At 64.6% G+C, this 21,781-nt stretch carries 17 protein-coding genes; 12 read left to right on the forward strand and 5 right to left on the reverse strand.

Translation table 11 applies throughout. The features are described 5' to 3' along the window. The first annotated feature begins 150 nt into the window (after window positions 1–150). From tkt to YUA_RS0107715, 8 genes are all read left to right on the forward strand, one after another. The gene (tkt, locus tag YUA_RS0107680; protein WP_027530138.1) at window positions 151–2,133 is read left to right on the forward strand and encodes a transketolase; all 1,983 of its coding nucleotides are present in this window, start codon (window positions 151–153) and stop codon (window positions 2,131–2,133) included. 168 nt (window positions 2,134–2,301) lie between these two features. Beyond that, the gene (gap, locus tag YUA_RS0107685) at window positions 2,302–3,309 is read left to right on the forward strand and encodes a type I glyceraldehyde-3-phosphate dehydrogenase (protein ID WP_027530139.1); all 1,008 of its coding nucleotides are present in this window, start codon (window positions 2,302–2,304) and stop codon (window positions 3,307–3,309) included. A gap of 148 nt (window positions 3,310–3,457) precedes the next feature. Beyond that, window positions 3,458–4,654 (forward strand): phosphoglycerate kinase, encoded by a 1,197-nt coding sequence (gene pgk, locus YUA_RS0107690; protein ID WP_027530140.1) that lies wholly within the window; start codon window positions 3,458–3,460, stop codon window positions 4,652–4,654. A gap of 52 nt (window positions 4,655–4,706) precedes the next feature. Then, window positions 4,707–5,774, forward strand: a complete 1,068-nt coding sequence (fba, locus tag YUA_RS0107695; RefSeq protein ID WP_027530141.1) for a class II fructose-bisphosphate aldolase — start codon at window positions 4,707–4,709, stop codon at window positions 5,772–5,774. Window positions 5,775–6,019: 245 nt separating this feature from the next. Beyond that, complete coding sequence (locus YUA_RS0107700; RefSeq protein WP_027530142.1) at window positions 6,020–7,045, forward strand: class I fructose-bisphosphate aldolase; 1,026 nt, start codon at window positions 6,020–6,022, stop codon at window positions 7,043–7,045. A gap of 3 nt (window positions 7,046–7,048) precedes the next feature. After that, entirely contained in the window at window positions 7,049–7,720 is a 672-nt protein-coding gene (locus YUA_RS0107705; protein WP_027530143.1) for a thiamine phosphate synthase, read from the forward strand. An 8-nt stretch (window positions 7,721–7,728) separates the two neighbouring features. After that, on the forward strand, window positions 7,729–8,823 hold the full coding sequence (locus tag YUA_RS0107710; RefSeq protein WP_027530144.1) for a tetratricopeptide repeat protein: 1,095 nt from the start codon (window positions 7,729–7,731) through the stop codon (window positions 8,821–8,823). Window positions 8,824–8,929: 106 nt separating this feature from the next. Further along, the gene (locus tag YUA_RS0107715; RefSeq protein ID WP_027530145.1) at window positions 8,930–9,715 is read left to right on the forward strand and encodes an inositol monophosphatase family protein; all 786 of its coding nucleotides are present in this window, start codon (window positions 8,930–8,932) and stop codon (window positions 9,713–9,715) included. Window positions 9,716–10,628: 913 nt separating this feature from the next. Here the strand turns inward: YUA_RS0107715 and YUA_RS0107720 are convergent. From YUA_RS0107720 to YUA_RS49875, 4 genes are all read right to left on the reverse strand, one after another. After that, the gene (locus tag YUA_RS0107720; RefSeq protein WP_027530146.1) at window positions 10,629–11,756 is read right to left on the reverse strand and encodes an AAA family ATPase; all 1,128 of its coding nucleotides are present in this window, start codon (window positions 11,754–11,756) and stop codon (window positions 10,629–10,631) included. 172 nt (window positions 11,757–11,928) lie between these two features. Further along, on the reverse strand, window positions 11,929–15,087 hold the full coding sequence (locus YUA_RS0107725) for a multidrug efflux RND transporter permease subunit (protein ID WP_027530147.1): 3,159 nt from the start codon (window positions 15,085–15,087) through the stop codon (window positions 11,929–11,931). A 6-nt stretch (window positions 15,088–15,093) separates the two neighbouring features. Beyond that, window positions 15,094–16,287 carry an efflux RND transporter periplasmic adaptor subunit gene (locus YUA_RS0107730; RefSeq protein WP_084292235.1) on the reverse strand — a complete coding sequence of 398 codons (1,194 nt, stop codon included), beginning with the start codon at window positions 16,285–16,287 and terminating at the stop codon, window positions 15,094–15,096. Window positions 16,288–16,628: 341 nt separating this feature from the next. Further along, entirely contained in the window at window positions 16,629–16,940 is a 312-nt protein-coding gene (locus YUA_RS49875; RefSeq protein WP_198029391.1) for a hypothetical protein, read from the reverse strand. A 29-nt stretch (window positions 16,941–16,969) separates the two neighbouring features. Here YUA_RS49875 and YUA_RS0107740 point away from each other — a divergent pair, with 29 nt between their 5' ends. The 4 genes from YUA_RS0107740 (at window position 16,970) to YUA_RS0107755 (ending at window position 19,826) form a co-directional block, all read left to right on the forward strand. Beyond that, window positions 16,970–17,992: a flagellar motor protein MotA gene (locus YUA_RS0107740; protein WP_027530149.1), complete on the forward strand. Its 1,023-nt coding sequence runs from the start codon at window positions 16,970–16,972 to the stop codon at window positions 17,990–17,992. Window positions 17,993–18,017: 25 nt separating this feature from the next. Then, window positions 18,018–19,046, forward strand: a complete 1,029-nt coding sequence (locus tag YUA_RS0107745; RefSeq protein ID WP_027530150.1) for a peptidoglycan -binding protein — start codon at window positions 18,018–18,020, stop codon at window positions 19,044–19,046. Continuing rightward, on the forward strand, window positions 19,046–19,492 hold the full coding sequence (locus YUA_RS0107750; RefSeq protein WP_027530151.1) for a GNAT family N-acetyltransferase: 447 nt from the start codon (window positions 19,046–19,048) through the stop codon (window positions 19,490–19,492). Before YUA_RS0107745 ends, YUA_RS0107750 begins: the two co-directional genes overlap by 1 nt. A gap of 67 nt (window positions 19,493–19,559) precedes the next feature. Beyond that, window positions 19,560–19,826: a hypothetical protein gene (locus YUA_RS0107755; protein ID WP_027530152.1), complete on the forward strand. Its 267-nt coding sequence runs from the start codon at window positions 19,560–19,562 to the stop codon at window positions 19,824–19,826. 17 nt (window positions 19,827–19,843) lie between these two features. Here YUA_RS0107755 and YUA_RS0107760 read toward each other — a convergent pair whose 3' ends face one another. Further along, a complete protein-coding gene (locus YUA_RS0107760; RefSeq protein ID WP_027530153.1) occupies window positions 19,844–21,670 on the reverse strand; it encodes an ABC transporter ATP-binding protein/permease in 1,827 nt (608 codons plus the stop codon). Window positions 21,671–21,781 lie beyond the last annotated feature (111 nt).

Below are 21,781 nucleotides of genomic sequence, written 5' to 3' on the forward strand. Positions count from 1 at the left end.
GCTAAGCAACTTTTACGGCGAAACCGGCGTTTGATTGCCTTGGACTCCCGGAACCGAGGTGCTATCCCAGCCCCGATCTTCAGCGGCCGCCAGCCTTCCCCGCGCGGCCCGCACCACCGCCAAGCGCCTCATTTCAGACGGATTTCAGACATGACGCAAGTCGACCCCAACCGCATGGCCAACGCGATCCGTGGCCTCTCGATGGACGCTGTCGAGAAGGCGAAATCGGGCCACCCCGGCCTGCCGATGGGCGCCGCGGACGTCGCTACCGTGCTGTTCACGCAATTCCTGAAATTCGACGCCACTGCCATCGACTGGCCCGACCGCGACCGCTTCGTGCTCTCGGCCGGCCACGGCTCGATGCTGCTCTACTCGCTGCTGTACTTGACCGGCAACGCCGACATGACGCTGGACCAGCTCAAGCAGTTCCGCCAGCTCGGCGGACTGACGCCGGGCCATCCCGAGAACTTCCACACCAAGGGCATCGAGACCACCACCGGCCCACTCGGCCAGGGCATCTCGACCGCAGTCGGCATGGCGCTCGCCGAGAAGATGCTTGCCGCCGAGTTCGGCAAGAAGATCGTCGACCACCACACCTACGTGCTCGCCTCCGACGGCGACCTGATGGAGGGCGTGTCGCAGGAAGCGATCGCGATGGCCGGCCACTGGAAGCTCGGCAAGCTGATCGTGCTCTACGACGACAACGGCATCTCGATCGACGGCCCGACCTCGATCGCCGACTCGGTCGATCAGGTGAAGCGCTTCAAGGCGTGCGGCTGGGCTGCGGAGAAGATCGACGGCCATGACCAGGCCGCGATTGCCGCTGCGATCACCCGCGCGCAAAAATCCAACAAGCCGACGCTGATCGCCTGCCGCACCACGATCGGCTTCGGCGCGCCGCATAAGGCCGGCACCGCGAAGGCGCATGGCGAAGCGCTCGGCGCCGATGAGCTCAAGGCCGCCAAGGAAAACCTCGGGATCTCGCTCGAGCCGTTCTCGGTGCCTGATGACGTGCTGAAGGCCTGGCGCGCAGCCGGCTCGCGCGGCGCCGCGGCACGCCAGGAATGGGAGGGCCGGCTCGGGGAGCTCGGCAGCCGCAAGCGCGCCGAATTCGAGCGCCGCCTGCGCCATGAGCGTCCGGCTTCGCTGGCAAAGGCCGTGCGCGCGTACAAGAAGGAGCTGCTGGAAAAGCCGATGATTGCGGCCACCCGCAAATCCTCGGAAGCGGTGATCGAAGTCATCGCCGGCGCAATGCCGATGGAATTCCTCGCAGGCTCCGCCGACCTCACCGGCTCCAACAACAACAAGGCGAAGTCGGCGACTGCCTTCTCCGCCAAGACGCCGAAGGGCCGCTTCGTCCATTACGGCATCCGCGAGCACGGCATGTGTGCTGCGATGAACGGCATCTTCCTGCACGGCGGCTTCGCGCCGAACGGCGCGACCTTCCTGGTGTTCACCGACTATGCGCGTCCCGCGATGCGCCTTGCCGCGCTGATGGGCGCCGGCGTCGTCTATGTGATGACGCACGATTCCATCGGCCTCGGCGAAGACGGTCCGACCCATCAGCCGGTCGAGCACCTCGCAGCGCTTCGCGCCATTCCGAACATGCGCGTGTTCCGTCCCTGCGATTCCATCGAAGTCGCCGAGTGCTGGGAGCTCGCGCTCAACCGCATCGACGGTCCGACGGTGCTGGCGTTGACGCGGCAGAACCTGCCGCAGCTCCGCACCACCGCCAATGAGAACGCCTGCCAAACCGGCGCCTACGAGCTGGTCGCAGCCCAAGGCGAAGCCAAGGCGACGCTGTTCGCGTCCGGCTCCGAGGTCGAGATCGCGGTGGCCGCCCAAAAGCAGCTCGCCGAGCGCGGCATCCCGTCGCGGGTGGTCTCGGTGCCCTCGCTCGAGCTGTTGTTAGCGCAACCAGAGGCCAAGCGTGCCGCCATCATCGGCAACGCGCCGGTGAAGGTCGCGATCGAAGCCGCGGTGCGCTGGGGCTGGGATGCCGTGATCGGCCAGGATGGCGAATTTATCGGCATGCATTCCTTCGGCGCGAGCGCGCCGGCGAAGGACCTTTACAAGCATTTCGGCATTACCGCCGAGGCTGCGGTTAACGCTGTGCTGAGGCGCGTTTCCTAAGAGTTGAGCTTGCCAAAAAAAAGGACTACCTAACGTCTCATATGATCAAGCACCGCCCGGCCGAACCGGGCGTCCGCCCTAAAAAACCCTCGCAGGCGCGCTAAGCGCGTTGTGCGGGATCGTCGGGGTTATTGAACACATCATTGAACGGTCATAAGGAGACGAAACATGGCAGTCCGCGTCGGAATTAACGGTTTTGGCCGCATCGGCCGCAACGTCCTGCGGGCTATCGCCGAGTCCGGCCGCAAGGACATCGAGGTCGTCGGCATCAACGATCTCGGCCCGGTCGAGACCAATGCTCATCTCCTCCGCTTCGACAGCGTCCATGGCCGCTTCCCCGGCACCGTGACCGTCGATGGTGACTCGATCAGCCTCGGCAACGGCAAGATCAAGGTGACCGCCGAGCGCGATCCCTCGAAGCTGCCCTGGAAGGAACTCGGCGTCGACATCGCGCTGGAATGCACCGGCATCTTCACCGCCAAGGACAAGGCCTCCGCGCATCTGACCGCCGGCGCCAAGCGCGTGCTGGTCTCCGCGCCGGCTGACGGCGCCGATGCCACCATCGTCTACGGCGTCAACCACGAGACGCTGACCAAGGATCATCTGATCATCTCCAACGGCTCCTGCACCACCAACTGCCTTGCGCCGGTGGCCAAGGTGCTGAACGACCTCGTCGGCATCGAGACCGGCTTCATGACCACGATCCACGCCTATACCGGCGACCAGCCGACGCTCGATACGATGCACAAGGATCTCTATCGCGGCCGCGCGGCTGCGATGTCGATGATCCCGACCTCGACCGGCGCCGCCAAGGCGATCGGCCTCGTGCTGCCCGAGCTGAAGGGCAAGCTCGACGGCGTCGCGATCCGCGTGCCGACCCCGAACGTCTCGGTCATCGACCTCAAGATCATCGCCAAGCGCGCCACCGACGCCAAGGAAATCAACGCTGCGATGAAGCGCGCCTCCGAGCAGCAGCTCAAGGGCATCCTGGGCTACACCACGGCGCCGAACGTCTCGATCGACTTCAACCATGACCCGCACTCCTCGACCTTCCACGAGGACCAGACCAAGGTGCAGAACGGCACGCTGGTGCGCGTGATGTCCTGGTACGACAACGAGTGGGGCTTCTCGAACCGCATGGCGGACACCGCCGTTGCGATCGCGAAGGTGATCTAAGAACGCTCTCGTGTCCCGGACGCGATGCAGCGTGAAACGCTGCGTCGCAGAGCCGGGACCCATTTAACCGCGGGACTCGCCGCAACGTGGGTCCCGGTTCTGCACAGCGGCACTGCGCGCCGCAGTGCGCCCGGGACAAGGGCCTCCAATGACGAAATCATTCCGCACCCTCGACGACGTCGACGTGAAGGGCAAGCGCGTACTTCTGCGCGTCGATCTCAACGTGCCCATGGACAATGGTCGCGTCAGTGACGCGACCCGGCTCGAGCGCGTCGCGCCGACCATCACGGAAATCTCGGACAAGGGCGGCAAGGTCATCCTGCTTGCGCATTTCGGCCGGCCGAAGGGGCGCGACGCGAAGGATTCGCTCAGGCCGGTCGCCGAGGCGCTGTCGAAGGTCGTGAATAAGCCCGTCGCCTTCGCCGATGATTGCATCGGTGAGCCCGCAGCCAGGGCTGTGGCGGACTTAAAGGATGGCGACATCCTCTGTCTGGAAAACACCCGCTTCCACAAGGAAGAGGAAAAGAACGATCCGGCTTTCGTCGCGGAGCTGGCGAAGCTCGGCGACATCTGGGTCAGCGACGCGTTCTCCGCGGCACACCGCGCCCACGCCTCGACCGAAGGCCTCGGCCACAAGCTGCCGGCCTATGCCGGCCGCACCATGCAGGCCGAACTCGATGCGCTGGAGAAGGCGCTGGGTTCGCCGACCAAGCCGGTTATCGCGATCATCGGCGGCGCAAAGGTCTCGACCAAGATCGACCTGCTCGAAAACCTCGTGAACAAGGTCGACGCGCTCGTGATCGGCGGCGGCATGGCCAACACCTTCCTGCACGCCCAGGGCGTCGGCGTCGGCAAGTCGCTGGCCGAGAAGGATCTCGCGCCCACGGCGCTGCGCATCATGGAGAAGGCGGAAGCCGCCAACTGCGCCATCATCCTGCCGGTCGACGCCACGGTCGCCTATCATTTCGCCGCCAACGCGCCCTCGCACGCCTACGGCCTCGATGCGATCCCGGCCGACGGCATGATCCTGGACGTCGGTCCGCAATCGATCGCGCGCATCCACGCCGCCATCGACGATGCCGCGACGCTGGTCTGGAACGGGCCGCTCGGCGCCTTCGAAATGCAGCCGTTCGACCGCGGCACGATGGCGGCCGCCAAGCATGCCGCCGAGCGTACCAAGGCGAAACAGCTGATCTCGATCGCCGGCGGCGGCGACACCGTTGCGGCCCTCAACCAGGCCCATGTGGCCGGTCAGTTCACCTATGTCTCGACCGCCGGTGGCGCATTTCTTGAATGGATGGAGGGCAAGCCCCTGCCCGGCGTCGAAGTTCTGCGCACGAAGTAATTGGACCGGCAAGAAACAAGCGGCCCTTAGGCCCAAACGGAGGTAAAGACAGATGGCTCGGATCACGTTGCGTCAATTGCTCGACCATGCGGCGGAGAACGATTACGGCGTACCGGCCTTCAACATCAACAACATGGAGCAGGCGCTGGCGATCATGGACGCGGCCAATCAGGTCGACGCGCCGGTCATCATCCAGGCCTCGCGCGGTGCGCGCTCCTACGCCAACGACGTCATGCTCAAGCATATGATGGACGCGGTCACCGAGATCTACCCGCACATCCCGGTCTGCGTGCATCTCGACCACGGCAACGAGGCCGCGACCTGCATGACCGCGATCCAGGCCGGCTTCACCTCGGTGATGATGGACGGCTCGCTCAAGGCCGACGGCAAGACCCCCGGCGACTGGGGCTACAATGTCGGCGTCACCAAGACCGTGACCGACATGGCCCATCTCGGCGGCATCTCGGTCGAGGGTGAGCTCGGCGTGCTCGGCTCGCTCGAGACCGGCATGGGCGACAAGGAGGACGGCCACGGCGCCGAAGGCAAGCTGAGCCACGACCAGCTCCTGACCAATCCGGACGAGGCCGTGAAGTTCGTCCAGGAGACCAAGGTCGACGCGCTCGCGATCGCGATGGGGACCTCGCACGGCGCCTACAAATTTACCCGCAAGCCGGACGGCGACATCCTCGCCATGAACGTGATCGAGGAGATCCACCGCAAGCTGCCGAACACGCATCTCGTGATGCACGGTTCGTCGTCGGTACCGCAGGACCTGCAAGACATCATCAACGCCTATGGCGGCAAGATGAAGCCGACCTGGGGCGTGCCGGTTGCCGAGATCCAGCGCGGCATCAAGCACGGCGTGCGCAAGATCAACATCGACACCGACAACCGCATGGCCATGACCGGCCAGATCCGCAAGGTCCTGAACGATAATCCGGAAGAGTTCGATCCGCGCAAGTATCTGAAACCGGCGATGGAAGCCATGACCAAGCTGTGCAAGCAGCGGCTCCAGGAGTTCAATACCGCCGGCCAGGCCTCCAAGTTCAAGAAGATCCTGACCCCCGCCGACATGGCCAAGCGCTACGCCAAGGGCGAGCTCGACCCCCGCGTCGCGTAGCGATCGCGCGGTGGCTTGAGGCCGCAGGCACCTTCTTCCGTCATTCCGGGGCGCGCGGAGCGCGAGCCCGGAATCCATAGTGCCACCGTCGACGCGGATCAATGGATTCCGGGCTCGCGCCACGGGGCGCGCCCCGGAATGACCGATAGCCCCCCTTTACCCTGCGACGAACGTTAACTCGGCAATTGCCCGAGAACCGTCTATTTTCACAGGCAAGGGCAGAATCGTTTTGGGAGGACCTCTCGATGAATCTGACTGAGCTCAACAGGATCGCGACCGCCATGGTCGCGCCCGGCAAGGGCATCCTTGCCGCCGACGAATCCTCCGGCACCATCAAGAAGCGGTTTGACGCGATCGGCGTGGAATCGACGGAAGGCAACCGCCGCGACTATCGCGAAATGCTGTTCCGCTCGAAGGAGGCCATGAACCGGTACATCTCGGGCGTGATCCTCTATGACGAGACCATCTGGCAGGACGCGAAAGACGGAACGCCGCTGGTCAAGCTGATCGAACAGAGCGGCGCCATTCCCGGCATCAAGGTCGACGAAGGCACGCAAGGCTTGCCGATGTGCCCGGGCGAAACAGTCACCGTCGGGCTCGACAAGCTCGCCGAGCGGCTGAAGAAATATTACGAGCGCGGCGCACGCTTCGCCAAATGGCGCGCGGTGATCGATATCGGCAGCGGAATTCCCTCGATGACCGCGATCAGCGTCAATGCGCACGCGCTGGCACGTTACGCCGCGCTGTGCCAGGCCGCGCAGATCGTGCCGATCGTCGAGCCGGAGGTGCTGATGGACGGCGATCACGACCTCGATCGCTGCTATGAGGTCACCGAGCGCGTGCTCAACAAGACATTCCAGGAATTGCGCGTGCAGCGCGTCGCGCTCGAAGGCATGGTGCTGAAGCCGAACATGGCGATCTCAGGCAAGAAATGCGCAAAGCAGGCCTCTGTCGAGGAGGTCGCGGAGAAGACAATCCGGCTGCTGAAGGCTTGCGTGCCGGCGGCAGTGCCCGGCGTCGCCTTCCTCTCCGGCGGCCAGTCGGACGAAGAGGCAACTGCGCACCTGAACGCCATGCACAAGCTTGGCCCGCTACCCTGGGGCCTGACCTTCTCCTACGGCCGCGCGCTGCAGGCCGCGCCGCAGAAGGCCTGGTCGGGCAAGGCCGAAAATGTCGTGGCCGGACAAAACGCATTCAGTCATCGTGCGCGCATGAATGGCCTCGCCTCCAAGGGCGAATGGCAAAGCAGCCTGGAAAAGAAGGCAGCCTAGATCTTGTCGAACAAATCGCCTCCGCCGCGCCCGGCGCCGCGCCTCTATCTCGCGACGCCTGTTGTCGATGATCCCGCGTCGATTCTCGCCGAATTGCCGGCTCTGCTCGCGACAGTCGATGTCGCCGCCGTGCTGGTGCGGCTGAAGGAGACCGATCAGCGCACCATGATCTCGCGGATCAAGGCCCTGGCGCCGGTCGTGCAGAATGCGGGGGCGGCCCTGCTCGTCGATGGCCATCCTGAGATCGTCGCACGCGGCGGCGCCGATGGCGCGCACCTCGCGAACATCGCCGCGCTCGAAGAGGCGATGCCGTCGCTCAAGCCTGATCGTATCGCCGGCGTCGGCGGGCTCGAGACGCGGCACGAGTCCATGAGCGCGGGCGAGATGGGCGCGGATTACGTGCTGTTCGGCGAACCCGACGCGAAAGGCCAGCGACCGTCATCCCAGGCGATTGCCGAACGGCTGGACTGGTGGGCCGAGCTGTTCGAGCCGCCTTGCGTCGGCTTCGCCATATCGTTCGAGGAGGCCCACGACTTTGCCGCCAGCGGCGCCGATTTCGTGCTGGTCGGCGACCTCGTCTGGGCCGATTCTCGCGGGCCGAAGGCCGCGCTGATCGAGGCCGACGCCGCGATCAAGAAGGCCTACACGGCTGCTGTTGCCCTGGGCCAGGGCTAGCGCCCGCCATGACACTCCCGCGCATCACCCTTCTGGCCACGCTGCTGCTGGCGACGCCTGCGGCCGCGCAGCTCCAGATCACGCCGCCGGGCACGATCCCGAGCCCTGCGCCCGAAAAACAGAGGCCCAAGGAAGCTGCAAAGGAAGCTGCAAAGGAAAAGCCGAAGGTCGCGCCGCACGCGATCACCAAGAAGAAGGAGACCAAGCCGTCGGCCTCGCCGAGCCCGACGTTGCCGGCAACCGTGATCCCGGCGCCGGCGACCGACAATTCCAACGTCGACCTGGTGTTCGGCGCCTATCAGCGCGGCCAGTACAAGACCGCCTTCGACCTCGCCAGCGCGCGCGCCAAGAGCGGCGATGCCAAAGCCATGACCATGCTGGGCGAGCTCTATTCCAACGCCATGGGCATCCGGCGCGACTACGCCAAGGCAGTCGAGTGGTACAAGCGCGCCTCCGACGCCGGCGACCGTGAGGCGATGTTTGCGCTCGCGATGCTGCGCATCTCCGGCCGCGGCGGTCCGGTCGACAAGGGCGAGGCGGTCAAGCTGATGGCCTCTGCCGCCAAGCTCGGCGAACCCAAGGCGGCCTATAACCTCGCTCTGCTCTATCTGGACGGCCAGACCCTGCCGCAGGACGTCAAGCGCTCCGCCGAGCTGTTGCGCCAGGCGGCCGATGCCGGACTGCCCGAGGCGCAATACGCGCTCGCGACCTTCTACAAGGAAGGCACCGGCGTGCCGAAGGACCCCGAAAGGTCGGTGCGGCTGCTGCAGGCGGCATCGCTGGCGGACAATGTCGATGCCGAGGTCGAATATGCCATCGCCATGTTCAACGGTACCGGCACGCCGAAGAACCAGCCCGCGGCCGTGGCGTTGCTGCGCAAGGCATCCCGCCAGGGCAGTGCGATCGCGCAGAACCGCCTCGCCTGGGTCCTGATCAACGGCATGGGCACATCCGTGGACAAGGTCGAGGGCTTCAAATGGCATCTGGTGGCCAAAACCGCCGGCAAGGGCGATCCCGAACTCGACAAGCAGCTGGCCGATCTGCCCGCGGACGACCGCGCCAAGGCGGAGGCCGCCGCCAAGAAATGGCTCGGAAACAAATGACCTGACGCCAAATGGCGTGAATGACTTGACGTTTGGCCCCTCGCGGGGCACCCAATCCCCTCAAATGGCGCGGTTCTGCGCCCCTCCCCCAATCAAGACTGATCTCATGCTGTATTCCGCTACTATCAACGTCATGGTCAAAGCCGCGCGCCGCGCCGGCCGCAGCCTCAAGCGCGATCTCGGCGAGATCGAGCATCTCCAGGTCTCCCTGAAGGGGCCGGCCAATTTCGTCTCGCTCGCCGACAAGCGCGCCGAGGAGATCCTCTACCAGGACCTCTCCAAGGCGCGGCCCGGTTACGGCTTCATCGGCGAGGAAGGCGGCACGCGGGAAGGCTCGGACAAGAGCCACACCTGGATCGTCGACCCGCTCGACGGCACCACCAACTTCCTGCACGGCATCCCGCAATTCGCGATCTCGATCGGTCTCGTGCGCGAGAGCACCATCATCGCCGGCGTGATCTACAATCCCGCCAATGACGAGCTCTACATCGCCGAGCGCGGCAAGGGCGTCTTCCTCAACGACCAGCGCCTGCGCGTCGCCGGCCGCCGCCAGCTCAACGAATGCGTGGTGGCCTGCGGCCTGCCCCATATCGGCCGCGGCGACCACGAGGAATTCCGCCGCGAGATGACCGCGATCCAGGACCGCGTCGCAGGCCTCCGCCGCTTCGGCGCCGCCTCCCTCGACTTAGCCTTCGTCGCTGCCGGCCGTCTCGACGGCTACTGGGAGCGCAATCTGCAATCCTGGGACCTGGCCGCCGGCATGCTGATGGTGCGCGAGGCCGGCGGCACGGTGAGCGACATCAACACGCCCGGCGATGCGCTGGTCACGGGCGACGTCGTGTGCGGCAACGAGTTCGTGCACAGCGAACTGGTGAAGATTTTGCGGAAGTAGGAATCGCGATCCACTCATAATCGGCGCGTTTGTAGCGCATGATTCGAGCCCCAGTTTGGGAGCTGGAATCAAAAGGGTCTGGCAAGACGCAACGCTTCCGGGGCAGGTCCCCGGTTGGACGCTTACGGGATAGAAGCGGACATCAGCCAGCCGACATCTCCGCTGAAACCGTCGGAAATGACCCGTTGCCGACACCGCAAGTCTCGTCGATGCAATCCCTGAGAGAGTGGACAAGGTCGATCTCTTCAATCTAGACTTGAGGCATTTGATTGGAGGGTCGTTTTATGAATTTTGCTCTTGGAGCCGCTTGGCTAGCCTTCACCACTGCGCTGCTAGTGACCCTGGGCAGCACAAGCGCGCATGCGGAAGATTGTTCGCAATACCCACCCAGCTCATACCGCGCTCATTGCGTCTCTGCTCAAAATCCGAAATTCGCAGCAAAGATAGAACGATGTAGAGATGAAGCTCGCGCAATGGGTCTCCGTGGAGGCAGAGGTGACGCAAGGGCTTTCAATGGCTATGTGGAGGCGTGTGTAAAACGTCGATAGCAACTGCGAACGCGAGGGCAGCGAACCGATAGCCCTGACGGAGTGGACGGTAACCTTGCCTTGTTAGGTTAATTCCTACGCACGTTTGCAACTTGCCGGCGTCCAGCAGCAGTATCACTGCCGCCAGTCGTCTGACTACGAAGGCCAGAATTTTCAGGATTGGCACGGACCGCCAGTGGAGACTGGCTGGAAAGCTGGCGGTCCACAATCCTGATAGGGTGAAGGCGAGTGAACGTCGGCTTGTGGCCCATCGCGACATACTGCAATGCCGCACAAACTTGGTCGCGATAGGAGCAAAGCGGACGTGCATGACGCCGCCGGCTTTGTAGGCACACGGCCTCGCACGGCGGCTCGACCTGCAACGACTAAGAATCGTCTTCGTCGGATTCCTCGTCCCGATATTCACCGCCAATGGTCAGGCCCTCGATGGTCGTGGCGCCTTTTGGCTTGATCACCCGGCGAAGCGGGACCGAACTCTCGCTTCGCAATGCCTCCATCAGTTGTTCCGAATGGGTGACAATCCAGATGTCGGCACGGCGTGATGCCTTGGCGATCAGCCGGGCCAATGGTGCCAGCAGCGACGGATGCAGGCTGGTCTCGGGTTCGTTCAGCGCGATGAACGGCGGTAGTCGATAGCCCATGAACACCGCGAGCAGGCAAATGTATTTCAGCGTCCCATCGGATAATTCGTGAGCCTTGAACGGCCGCGGCATATCCATCAGTTGCAGATCAAATTCGCACAAACCGCTTTCTTCCCATGCGCGGAGCTCAGCGCCGGGGAATGCGTCCTGGATTGCTTCCTGGATGTCGGTGGCGTCTTCCCGAATGGTATAGAGTGTCGCCAGGGCCGCAGCCAAATCGCTTCCATCGGCACTGAGCGAGGGCGTCGTGATCGCCAGACAGGGCTTTCGTATCGGTGACGCCGGATCGGTGCGAAAGTCGTGATAGAATCGCCAGCCCAGCATTGCGTTTCTGATCAAATCGATTTCGGGGCATTGTTTGCCGTCGGAAAAACCTGCAAGCGCTGTCTCGGACGGCAGCACCGCATCCTTGTGGCTGCTCCATGCACCGCTCTCGCCGCGAACACTGACGAGCGAATTTTTCCGCTCCATGAGTTGAACCGCTCGTTTGCCCTGCGTCGCCTCGATGCTTTCGGCCTTGATCATCGGCTCGCCGGAAAACGCCGCCTCAAGCGGGCCAGGAAATCCGAGCTCGATGGAATATCTCATACGGTCGAATTTGGCCGACAAGCGCAGTCGCCCATCTTCGCCGCGTTTACGAATGCCGGACCAGCAGACCGAATTCAATCCGCCTTCGTCGGCGATTGTGCGCGTGATCCGCCCGGTTGCCGCGTCGCGCAACAGCGACAACGACTTGTAGAGATTGGATTTGCCGACACCATTCTCGCCCACAAATACCGACAAGGGGTGGATTGGTATAGAGAGCCGCCGAATGGAGCGATAGTTCGAGATCGCAATTTCGGTCGGCCGCATCACATGCTCTCAATCGGCAGGCTCTGTGTGCATTCGCGGGGCAGAGCAAATACACATTTCTTCAATCCAGGGATGCAGTCTGGATCGATGCCTCCGAGAAAGCAAGCCGGATGCCTGTTTGACGTCGCACCGAGTGGCATCAGTTCTGAAGCAATCAGGACCGATCCGGCATTCAGTGGCCGGCTCTTGCCGGCGCGGGTGGCCCGTACCTCTCGGCCTTCTCCTCTGCCTTCTCCCGATCTCCCGCCAGCACGCGTTGCACGGAGACGAAGAACACCGGCACCATCAGCAGCGCCAGGATCACCACCGCGATCATGCCGCCCATCACGACGGTGCCGAGCGATTGCTGGCTGGCGCCGCCGGCGCCATGGGCGATGGCCATCGGCAGCACGCCGCAGATGAAGGCAAGGCCGGTCATCAGGATGGGGCGGAAGCGCAGACGGCAGGCCTCGATGGTGGCCTCCACCAGCGGCTTGCCTTCCTTGCGCAGATCCTTGGCGAACTCGATGATCAGGATGGCGTCCTTGGCCGCGAGCCCGATGATGGTGATCAGGCCGACGGTGAAATAGACGTCGTTGGGCAGACCGCGCAGCATGGCGGCCACTACCGCGCCGACGATGCCGAGCGGCACGGTGAGCAGCACCGCGAGCGGAATGGTCCAGCTCTCGTAAAGTGCGGCAAGACACAGGAACACCACGAACACGGAGAGCGCGAGCAGGAACGGCGCCTGCGAGCCCGACAGCTTTTCCTGGAGCGACTGTCCGGTCCATTCATAGCCGAAGCCGCGCGGCAGTTTGCCCGCGAGCCGCTCCATCTCCGCGATGGCGTCGCCCGAGGTGAAGCCGGACCTGGCTTCGCCCGATATGCGCACGGCGGGATAATAGTTGAAGCCGGCGATCTGCGTCGGGCCGCGCGCCCATTCGACCGTGGCGAAGGACGAGAACGGCACCAGCTGGCCGCGGCTGTTCTTGACGTTGTAGTTGAGGATGTCCTCGGTCCGCATGCGGTCGCGGGCATCGGCCTGCACCACGACGCGCTGCATGCGGCCACGGTTCGGGAAGTCGTTGATGTAGTTCGAGCCGAGATCGGTCGAGATGGTGTTGTTGATGTCCTCGAAGGTGACACCGAAGGCGCCGGCCTTTTCGCGGTCGATCACGAGATTGACCACGCCAGCCTCGGGCAGGCCCTCGACATAGACCTTCTGCAACACCGGGCTCGCATTGGCGTCCGCGATCAACTGGTCGGCGGCGCGTATCAGGGCCGGATAGCCCTTCTGGCCGCGGTCCTGGAGCCGGAACGAGAAGCCCGAGGAGTTGCCGAGATTGTCGATCGGCGGCGGCTGCAGCGCCGAGATTTTTGCGTCGCGGATCGACGACGACAGATCGCGATTGATGTCATTGACGATCGCGGCAGCAGATTCCTTCGGCCCGCGCTCCGACCAGTCCTTCAGCGTGATAAAGGCCTGCGCGGTGTTCATGCCCTGCCCGGAGAAGCTGAAGCCGGTGAGGAAGGTGACATCCTTAACGCCGGGGCGTTCGGCGAGATATTTCTCGACCTTCTCGATCACGGCTTCGGTGCGAGGATAGGACGAATCCGACGGCGTCTGCACGTCGGTGGTGACAAAGCCCTGGTCGTCGACCGGCAGGAAGCCGCCGGGCAGGTTGACGAAGGCCCAGGAGAGGCCGGCCAGCAGCGCGACGTAGACCAGCATCAGTCGGCCGGTGCGCTTCAACGAGAAGCCGACGGTGCGGGAATAGCCCTCCTTGCCGCCTTCGAGCATCCGGTTGAACCAGCCGAACACGCCCTTCTTCGCGTGGCCGTGACCAGCCGCAACCGGCTTCAGAATCGTCGCGCACAGTGCCGGCGTCAGCGAGAGCGCCAGGAAGGCGGAGAAGCCGATCGCCGCGACCATGGTCACCGAGAACTGGCGGTAGATGATGCCGACTGAACCGGGGAAGAACGCCATCGGCACGAACACCGCCATCAGCACCAGCGTAATGCCGATGATGGCGCCTGATATCTGCGACATCGCTTTCCGCGTCGCTTCCTTCGGCGGCAAGCCCTCCTCGGTCATGATGCGCTCAACGTTCTCGACAACGACGATGGCGTCGTCAACGAGGATGCCGACCGCGAGCACCATGCCGAACATCGAGAGCATGTTGATGGAGTAGCCGGCGAGCAGCAGCGTGGTACAGGCGCCCAGCAGCGCCACCGGCACCACGATGGTCGGAATGATGGTGTAGCGGATGTTCTGGAGAAACAGGAACATCACCACGAACACCAGCACCACGGCTTCGACAAGCGTTGTCAGCACCTTCTTGATCGAGGCCTCGACCACCGGCGTGATGTTGTAGGGGATTTCGTAGGAGATGTTGGCCGGGAAGAAGCGCGACAGCTCCTTCATCTTCTCCTCGACCGCGCTCGCAGTCGCCAGCGCATTGCCGGTCGGCGACATCAGCACGGAGAGACCGGCAGTCGGCTTGCCGTTCAGGCGCGTATTGAACTGGTAGCTGAGACCGCCGACCTCGACCCGCGCGACGTCGCGCAGCCGCACGGTCGAGCCGTCGGCATTGGCGCGCAAGATGATGGCGCCGAATTCATCCGGCGAAGACAGCTGGCCCTTGACCAGCACCAGCGCCGAGGTGCGCTGGCTGTCCGTCGACGGCTCGGCACCGATGCTGCCCGAGGCCACCTGCGCGTTCTGAGCGGCAATCGCCTTGTTGACGTCGTCGGCCGTCAGCCCGTAGCCGACGAGCTTTGCGGGATCGACCCACACACGAAGACTGCGCTCGGTCGAATAGAGCGTGGCGCGGCCGACGCCCGGAATGCGGCGGATCTCGCCGAGCACGTTGCGGATCATGAAATCGCCCAGCCCAACCTCGTCGAGGCTGCCGTCGGTCGAGTTCAGCGTGATGATCTGGAGCACGGCACTGGAGGCTTCCTCGATCAGGATGCCCTGCTGCATTACCGCGCGCGGCAGGCGCGCCTCGACGCGCTTGATGCGGTTCTGCACCTCGACCGAGGCCGCGCTGGTGTCGGTGCCCGGCTGGAAATTGGCGATGATCTCGACCTGGCCAAGCGAGTCGCTGGTCGATTCGAAGTTGAGGATGCCGGAGGCGCCGTTGAGCTCCTCCTCGATCAGCCGGGTGACGCTGTTGTAGAGGTTTTCCGGCGACGCGCCCGGGTAACTCGTCGAGATCGAGATCGAGGGCGGCGCGATGATCGGATATTGCGCGATCGGCAATAGCGGGACCGAGATCGCGCCGATCAGACAGATGAACAGCGCGACGACCCAGGCGAAGATCGGCCTGTCGATGAAGAAGCTGGCCATGACGCGTTACCGCGTAACCTTAAGGGCGTGCCGGTTGTCCGCGCTCGCCTCTGCCTCGGACCAGGATTGCGGCTTGACCTTGTCGCCGGCCGCAAACTTCTGGAAGCCTTCGACCACGACCTTGTCGCCGGCCTTCAGGCCGTCAGTGACGAACCAGACGCCGTCCTGCACCGAGCCGGTGCGCACCGGCTGCACGGCGATGCGGTTGTCGTCCTTAACGACGAACACCTCGCTGCTGCCGCCGCCATTGCGCTGGACCGCCTGCTGCGGCACCGCGATCGCGTCGGAGTCGAGGCCCTGATCGATGCGGACGCGGACATACATGCCCGGCAGCAGCTCGCGCTTGGGATTGCGGAACTCGCCGCGCAGCGTCACCTGGCCGGTATGGGCGTCGACCTTGGCATCGGAGAACAGCAGCTTGCCGTCGAGTCCATAAATGGTGTTGTCATCGAGCACGAGCCGCACCTTGACGGCATCGGCCTCGATGCGATCGAGATCGCCGCTTTCGAAGGCGCGGCGCAGCTGATTGAGCTCGGTCACCGACTGGGTGAAGTCGGCATAAATCGGATCGAGCTGCTGCACGGTGGCGAGATTGGTCTCGTTCTGCACGACGAGCGCGCCCTCGCTGACCAGGGCCGCGCCGACCACGCCGTCGATCGGCGCACGCACGGTGGCATAATCGAGATTGAGCTTTGCCCGCGCGAGCTCGGCCTTGCGGCCCTCGACTTCGGCCTTGGCCTGAAGCTCGGCGGCGATGGTCTTTTCGTTCTCGGCTTCGGGAGCAGCGCGCTGGCTGGTCAGCGTCGCGATTCGGCGCGCCTGCTGCCTGGCCTGCATCAGGGCGGCGTCGGCCTTGGCGAGCGCGGCCTCATTGGCCATCACCTCGACCTCGAACGGACGCGGATCAATCCGATAGAGCGGATCGCCCGCCTTCACTTCACTGCCCTGGCGGAACAGGCGCTCGACCACGATGCCGGAGACGCGCGGGCGCACTTCGGCCACGCGTGTCGGTGATATCCGGCCGGGCAGCTCACGCACCACGGCGCGGGCTTGCTGCTTGACGATGACGACGCTGACATCGGGTTCGATGGGCTGGGCAGCCGAAACGGCAGAACTGGATTCATCGCAAGCGCCTAGCAGCGGCGCAAAGGCCGCGAGCATCATTGCAACGCATGCCGATCGCGCTCGAAGTCCTGACATGAAGTGGGGTGCCCCAAAATTGTTGAAACGGATCACGCTTCTCGCGCAACGCCTGTCCTGGGCGATCCGCGCGGCTGGTGCGGTCAAAATAGAAGGGACTTGCTGCGACGCAACGCATCGCGCGGGCGGCTCAATGTCACATGAGCTATCGCGCTGAGTTCATGCTGATTTTTTGGACTCACCAGATTGTGAGTCCAGTTCCATCGTCTCGCTCTGCGACAGAACATCGCAATTAGTCCGCGGCTTTCATCCGAAAATGGCTCACGCCCCACTCGGTCTCGGGCATACGCAAACAGACCTGCGGTCGCGAGACGAGGCCGGCGACCAGCCATTGCCGCTCATTAGGCCGCTCGCCCCGCTCCGACCAGCCCGACCGCGAAGATCCAGATCGTATCGATCCAGCCGGAATTGCCGGTGCGTTGCTGCACAACCCAGGCGAACGCCATCAGAACCGCGAGCGAGAGCGCGATGACCGCCAGTCCCCAAGAAACATCGCCATGCAAAAAATCCGACCTAAGCCTGTGGAATGCCGAAGTTTTGCAAAATACGTCTGCAACCAAGCCCGGTTTCAGCTTTGGGTTCCCGCCCGTTCCCGAAATCCGCACATCCGGCGCTTTTTTTGGGCGAGCGCTGTGCCATAGTGCGCGCTGCAAGCAAGCTTTCGTAACGGATGATCCCGCCCATGCCGTCAGGCGCCTCGCCCCGCTCCCCCATGGATATCGAATACACCAAGCTCTCCTCGCCCAGCGTCTTCCTGGTGCGGATGCTGGTGTTTCTTGTGCTCTGCACCCTGGTGGGCGTGGTGCTCTACAAGCAGATCATCCAGGCCTTCTTTGCCAATCCGGGGCTCAATGCCCTGATCGGCGGCGTGATGTTCATCGGCATCATCCTGGCCTTCCGCCAGGTGATCCGGCTCTATCCTGAGGTGTCCTGGGTCAACAATTTCCGAATCGCCGACCCCGGCCTGGCGCCGGCCCGGCACCCGAAGCTGCTGGCGCCGATGGCGATGATCCTGGGCGGCGAGCGCACCGGGCGGATGTCGATCACGCAAACGACCATGCGGCATCTGCTCGATTCGATCGCGACCCGCCTCGACGAGGCCCGCGACATCTCCCGCTACATGACCGGCCTGCTGGTCTTCCTCGGCCTGCTCGGCACCTTCTGGGGCCTGATCGAGACGGTCGGCTCGGTCGGCAAGGTGATCGACGGGCTCAAGGTCGGCGGCGATGCCGGCGCGCTGTTCGACACTCTGAAGGAGGGCCTGGCTGCCCCGCTCGGCGGCATGGGCATCTCGTTCTCCAGCTCGCTGTTCGGCCTCGCCGGCTCGCTGATCCTCGGCTTCCTCGACCTGCAATCGAGCCAGGCCCAGAACCGCTTCTACACCGATCTCGAAGACTGGCTCGCCACCACCGTGCGCGAATATGGCACCGGCGAGGCCGCCGCCGTCGCGAGCAGTGGCGGCGGGGTTGCCAGCGGCGAGCTCCAGGCGGCCGTCGAGCGCTTGCGCTCCGCGCTCGATGAAGGCAGCGCCAGCCGCGGCACCACGGCGGCGATGGCGAGCCTCGCCGAAGCGATCCAGGCCCTGGTCTCGCACATGCGGACCGAGCAGCAGATGATCCGCGAATGGGCCGACGGCCAGGGCGAGCAGAACCGCGAGATCCGCCGCCTGCTGGAGCGCATCGCGCGCCAGCCCGAGAAGAGTTAAGCAATCTAACGTGTGAGAGGCGAGCATGGCTCTAGCCCGCGGCCGCCGCAGCGAAGGCGCCTTCAACTACTGGCCCGGATTCGTCGACGCCCTGTCGACGCTGGTGCTGTCGATCGTATTCCTGCTCTCGGTGTTCCTGGTCGTGCAGTTCTTCCTGTCGCAGGAGGTGACCGGCAAGGACAAGGCGCTGGAACAGCTCAACGCCAAGATCGCGCAGCTCAACGAACTGCTCTCGCTGGAGAAGCTTGGCAAGCTATCGCTCGACGACCAGGTCTCGTCGCTCAAAGCCGGCCTCGCTTCGGCCGAGAGCGAACGTGACCGCATCAAGGGCCTCTATGAGGGGCTCGCCGCCGCCGGCAACGACGCGCAGGGCAAGACCTCCGAGCTCGGCAAGGCGCTCGACTCCGAGAAGGCAGTCTCGGCGCGGGCGCTGGCGCAGATCGAAGTGCTGAACCAGCAGATCAGCGCGCTGCGCCGGCAATTGGCAGCACTCGAAGAGGCGCTCGACGCCTCCGAGAAGCGCGACAAGGAATCGCAGAACCGCATCGCCGATCTCGGCTCACGCCTGAACGTCGCGCTGGCGCAGCGCGTGCAGGAATTGTCGCGGTACCGCTCGGAGTTCTTTGGTCGTCTGCGCGCCATTCTCGGCAACCGTCCTGACATCCGCGTGGTCGGCGACCGCTTCGTGTTCCAGTCCGAAGTGTTCTTCGACACCGGACAGGCAACGCTGCTGCCCGAGGGCCGCGCCGAGCTCGACACGGTCGCGGCCGCGCTGATCGAGCTCGACAAGAAGATCCCGCCCGAGATCGCCTGGGTGCTGCGCGTCGACGGCCACACCGACGTGCGACCGGTGAATGGCCCGAACTTCAAGTCGAACTGGGACCTGTCCGCGGCGCGCGCGATCTCGGTGGTGCAGTACCTGATCTCGATCGGCGTGCCGGCCCAGCGCCTGGTGGCCGCCGGCTTCGGTGAATTCCAGCCGCTTGACACCGCCAACACCGAAGACGCCTACAAGCGAAACCGCCGCATCGAGCTGAAGCTGACGGAGCGGTAGTGAGCGCGCTCCACCTCCGCCCCTACGTGGCCGCCGACGAAGCGGCGGCGATCGACCTCTGGCATCGCACCTGGCAGCAGGCCTATCCGCAGATCGACTTCGCTGGGCGGCTGGACTGGTGGCGCGAGCGCTGGCGCAACGAGCTGGTGCCGAAAGCCGCGATCGTGGTCGCCGAACAGGACGGCGCCCTGACCGGCTTCGTCACCATCGACGGCGACGGCTATCTCGACCAGCTCGTGGTTGATCCCAACCATTGGGGCTCGGACGCGGCAAGGCTTCTGGTCGGCGAAGCGAAGCGCCTGTCACCATCGGGCGTCACGCTGCTCGTCAACAAGGACAACAGCCGCGCCATCCGCTTCTACGAGCGCAACGGTTTTGCCCATGCCGGTGACGATGTGAATCCGACGTCGGGTCGGTCGGTGCTGAAGATGGATTGGCGGCCGTGACAGACGTCACGGAGAAGCCCGACGCGGTTTGCTAGCGTGGCAACCAGCAAGCGGATGGAGAGGATCGATGCGGCTGAGCGATCTGGCCAAGGGGTCTTCGGTCTTTCTCGGCGTCATCGTCGCCGGCTATGTGTCAACGATCTATGTCGACCAGCGCCTCGCGCCGCCCAAGACGGCGGATGAGACGACGGGTTTGCCTGCGCCAACTGGCACCCCTGCTCCGACAGACAGCCCGGCTCCGGCCAACGGTGGCTCGGCCTGTATCGGCGAGGGCGGCAGCTGGAAGAACTGGCCGTGGCCGAACGTGCCGATGGGCTCGCCGAAATGCCCGTGAGCGCGCGAAGCGCCACCTCACGCCCCCTCGAACTGCAGCCTCGCCAGCCTGGCATAAAGCCCATTCACAGCCACAAGCTCCGCATGCGTGCCCTGCTCGACGATCTTGCCCTGGTCCATCACCAGGATGCGGTCGCAGGAGAGAACGGTGGCGAGGCGGTGCGCGATCACCAGGGTGGTGCGGTGGCGCATCAGCTCCTCGAGCGCGGTCTGCACCAGCGTCTCGCTTTCGGCGTCGAGCGCGGAAGTCGCCTCATCGAGCAGCAAGAGCGGCGCATCGCGCAGGATCGCGCGCGCGATCGCGATGCGCTGGCGCTGGCCGCCGGAGAGCGTCACGCCGCGCTCGCCGAGCGGGGTCTCGAAACCTTCGGGCAGACGGCGGATGAACTCGGTGGCATGCGCGAGCTCGGCGGCGCGCTCGACCTCGGCGTCGGTCGCATCGGGCCGGCCGAAGCGGATGTTTTCGCGGGCGCTCGCGGCGAACACATTGGATTCCTGTGGCACCAGCGCGATGCGCGAGCGGAAATCGCGGGGGTCGGCAGATTTCACCGGCACGCCGTCGAGCGAGATTGCGCCGCTGCGCGGATCGTAGAAGCGCAAGAGGAGATGGAAGATCGTGCTCTTGCCGGCGCCGGACGGGCCGACGATCGCAACCTTCTCGCCGGGCCGCACGGTGAACGATACGGCGTCGAGCACGTTGACGTCGGGCCGGGCGGGGTAAGAGAAGCTGACGCGGTCGAAGCCGACCTCGCCGCGCCCCGGCACCGGCAGCGCGCGAGGCGACGCGGGTGCTGCGATCTCAGGCTTCACATGCAAAATCTCGAACAGGCGTTCGGCAGCGCCGGACGCAGCCGACACCTCGCCCCAGACCTCGCTGAGCTGGCCGAGGCCTGCGGCCGCGAAAGCCGCGTAGAGCACGAACTGACCGAGCCGGCCCGGCGTGATCGCGCCGGTGAGCACGTCATGCGAGCCGATCCAGAGGATTGCGACCACGCTGGCGAACACGATGAAGATGACGATGGCGGTCAGCACCGAGCGGGCCTGGGTCGAGGTGCGCGCGGCCTCGTAGGCCTGCTCGACCTCGCCGCCAAAGCGCTTCGCAGCCAAGCCCTCGCTGGTATAGGCCTGCACGGTGCGGATCGCGCCGATCAGCTCGCCGGCATAGGCGGACGCATCGGCAAGCGTGTCCTGTGCATTGCGCGACAGACGTCGCACCCAGCGCCCGAAGGCGACCAGAGGCAGCACGATCAGGGGAATGGCCAGCAGCACGAAGCCGGAGAGACGGGGACTCGTAATCACCATCATGGCTGCCGCGCCAAAAAACATCATCAGATTGCGCAGCGCGATCGAGACGGAGGCGCCGACCGCGGATTTGATTTGCGTGGTGTCGGCGGTGAGGCGCGACACCAGCTCGCCGCTGCGCGCGGAATCGAAGAAGGCCGGCGAGAGCGAGAGCAGATGCGCGAAGACGTCGCGCCTGAGATCGGCGACGATGCGCTCGCCGATCGTCATCACGAGGTAGTAGCGCGAGGCGCTCGCGAGCGCGAGCACGGCGACGACAGCAATCATCACCGAGAAGTAGCTGTTGATCAGCGCGATGCCTTCCGGCGTCAGGCCGAAATCGATCATCCTGCGCACCGCGACCGGCACCAGCAGCGTGGTCAACGCCGCGACCGTCAGCGCGACGAAGGCGAGCGCCGCCCGGCCGCGATAGCGGGCCACGTAAGGCGCGAGCGCCATCAGCGGCCGCAGCTTGGCGCGGCCTTTCTCAGGCTGCTCGATCAGTTCGACCTCAATCGACGGGGCCTCTGCGGGCCCAGTTTCAAGCCGTTCTACTGCGCTCATTAGAATCCGACCAAAAGAGAGACGTTGACTCCACATAGGCCGCGGCAGGGGGCGAGGCAAATCCGGGATGTCCCTTAGGGGCCAGCCCGGTTCTCCTTTGCCCACAATGGC

The organism is Bradyrhizobium sp. WSM3983 (genome assembly GCF_000473045.1).
GTDB lineage: Bacteria > Pseudomonadota > Alphaproteobacteria > Rhizobiales > Xanthobacteraceae > Bradyrhizobium.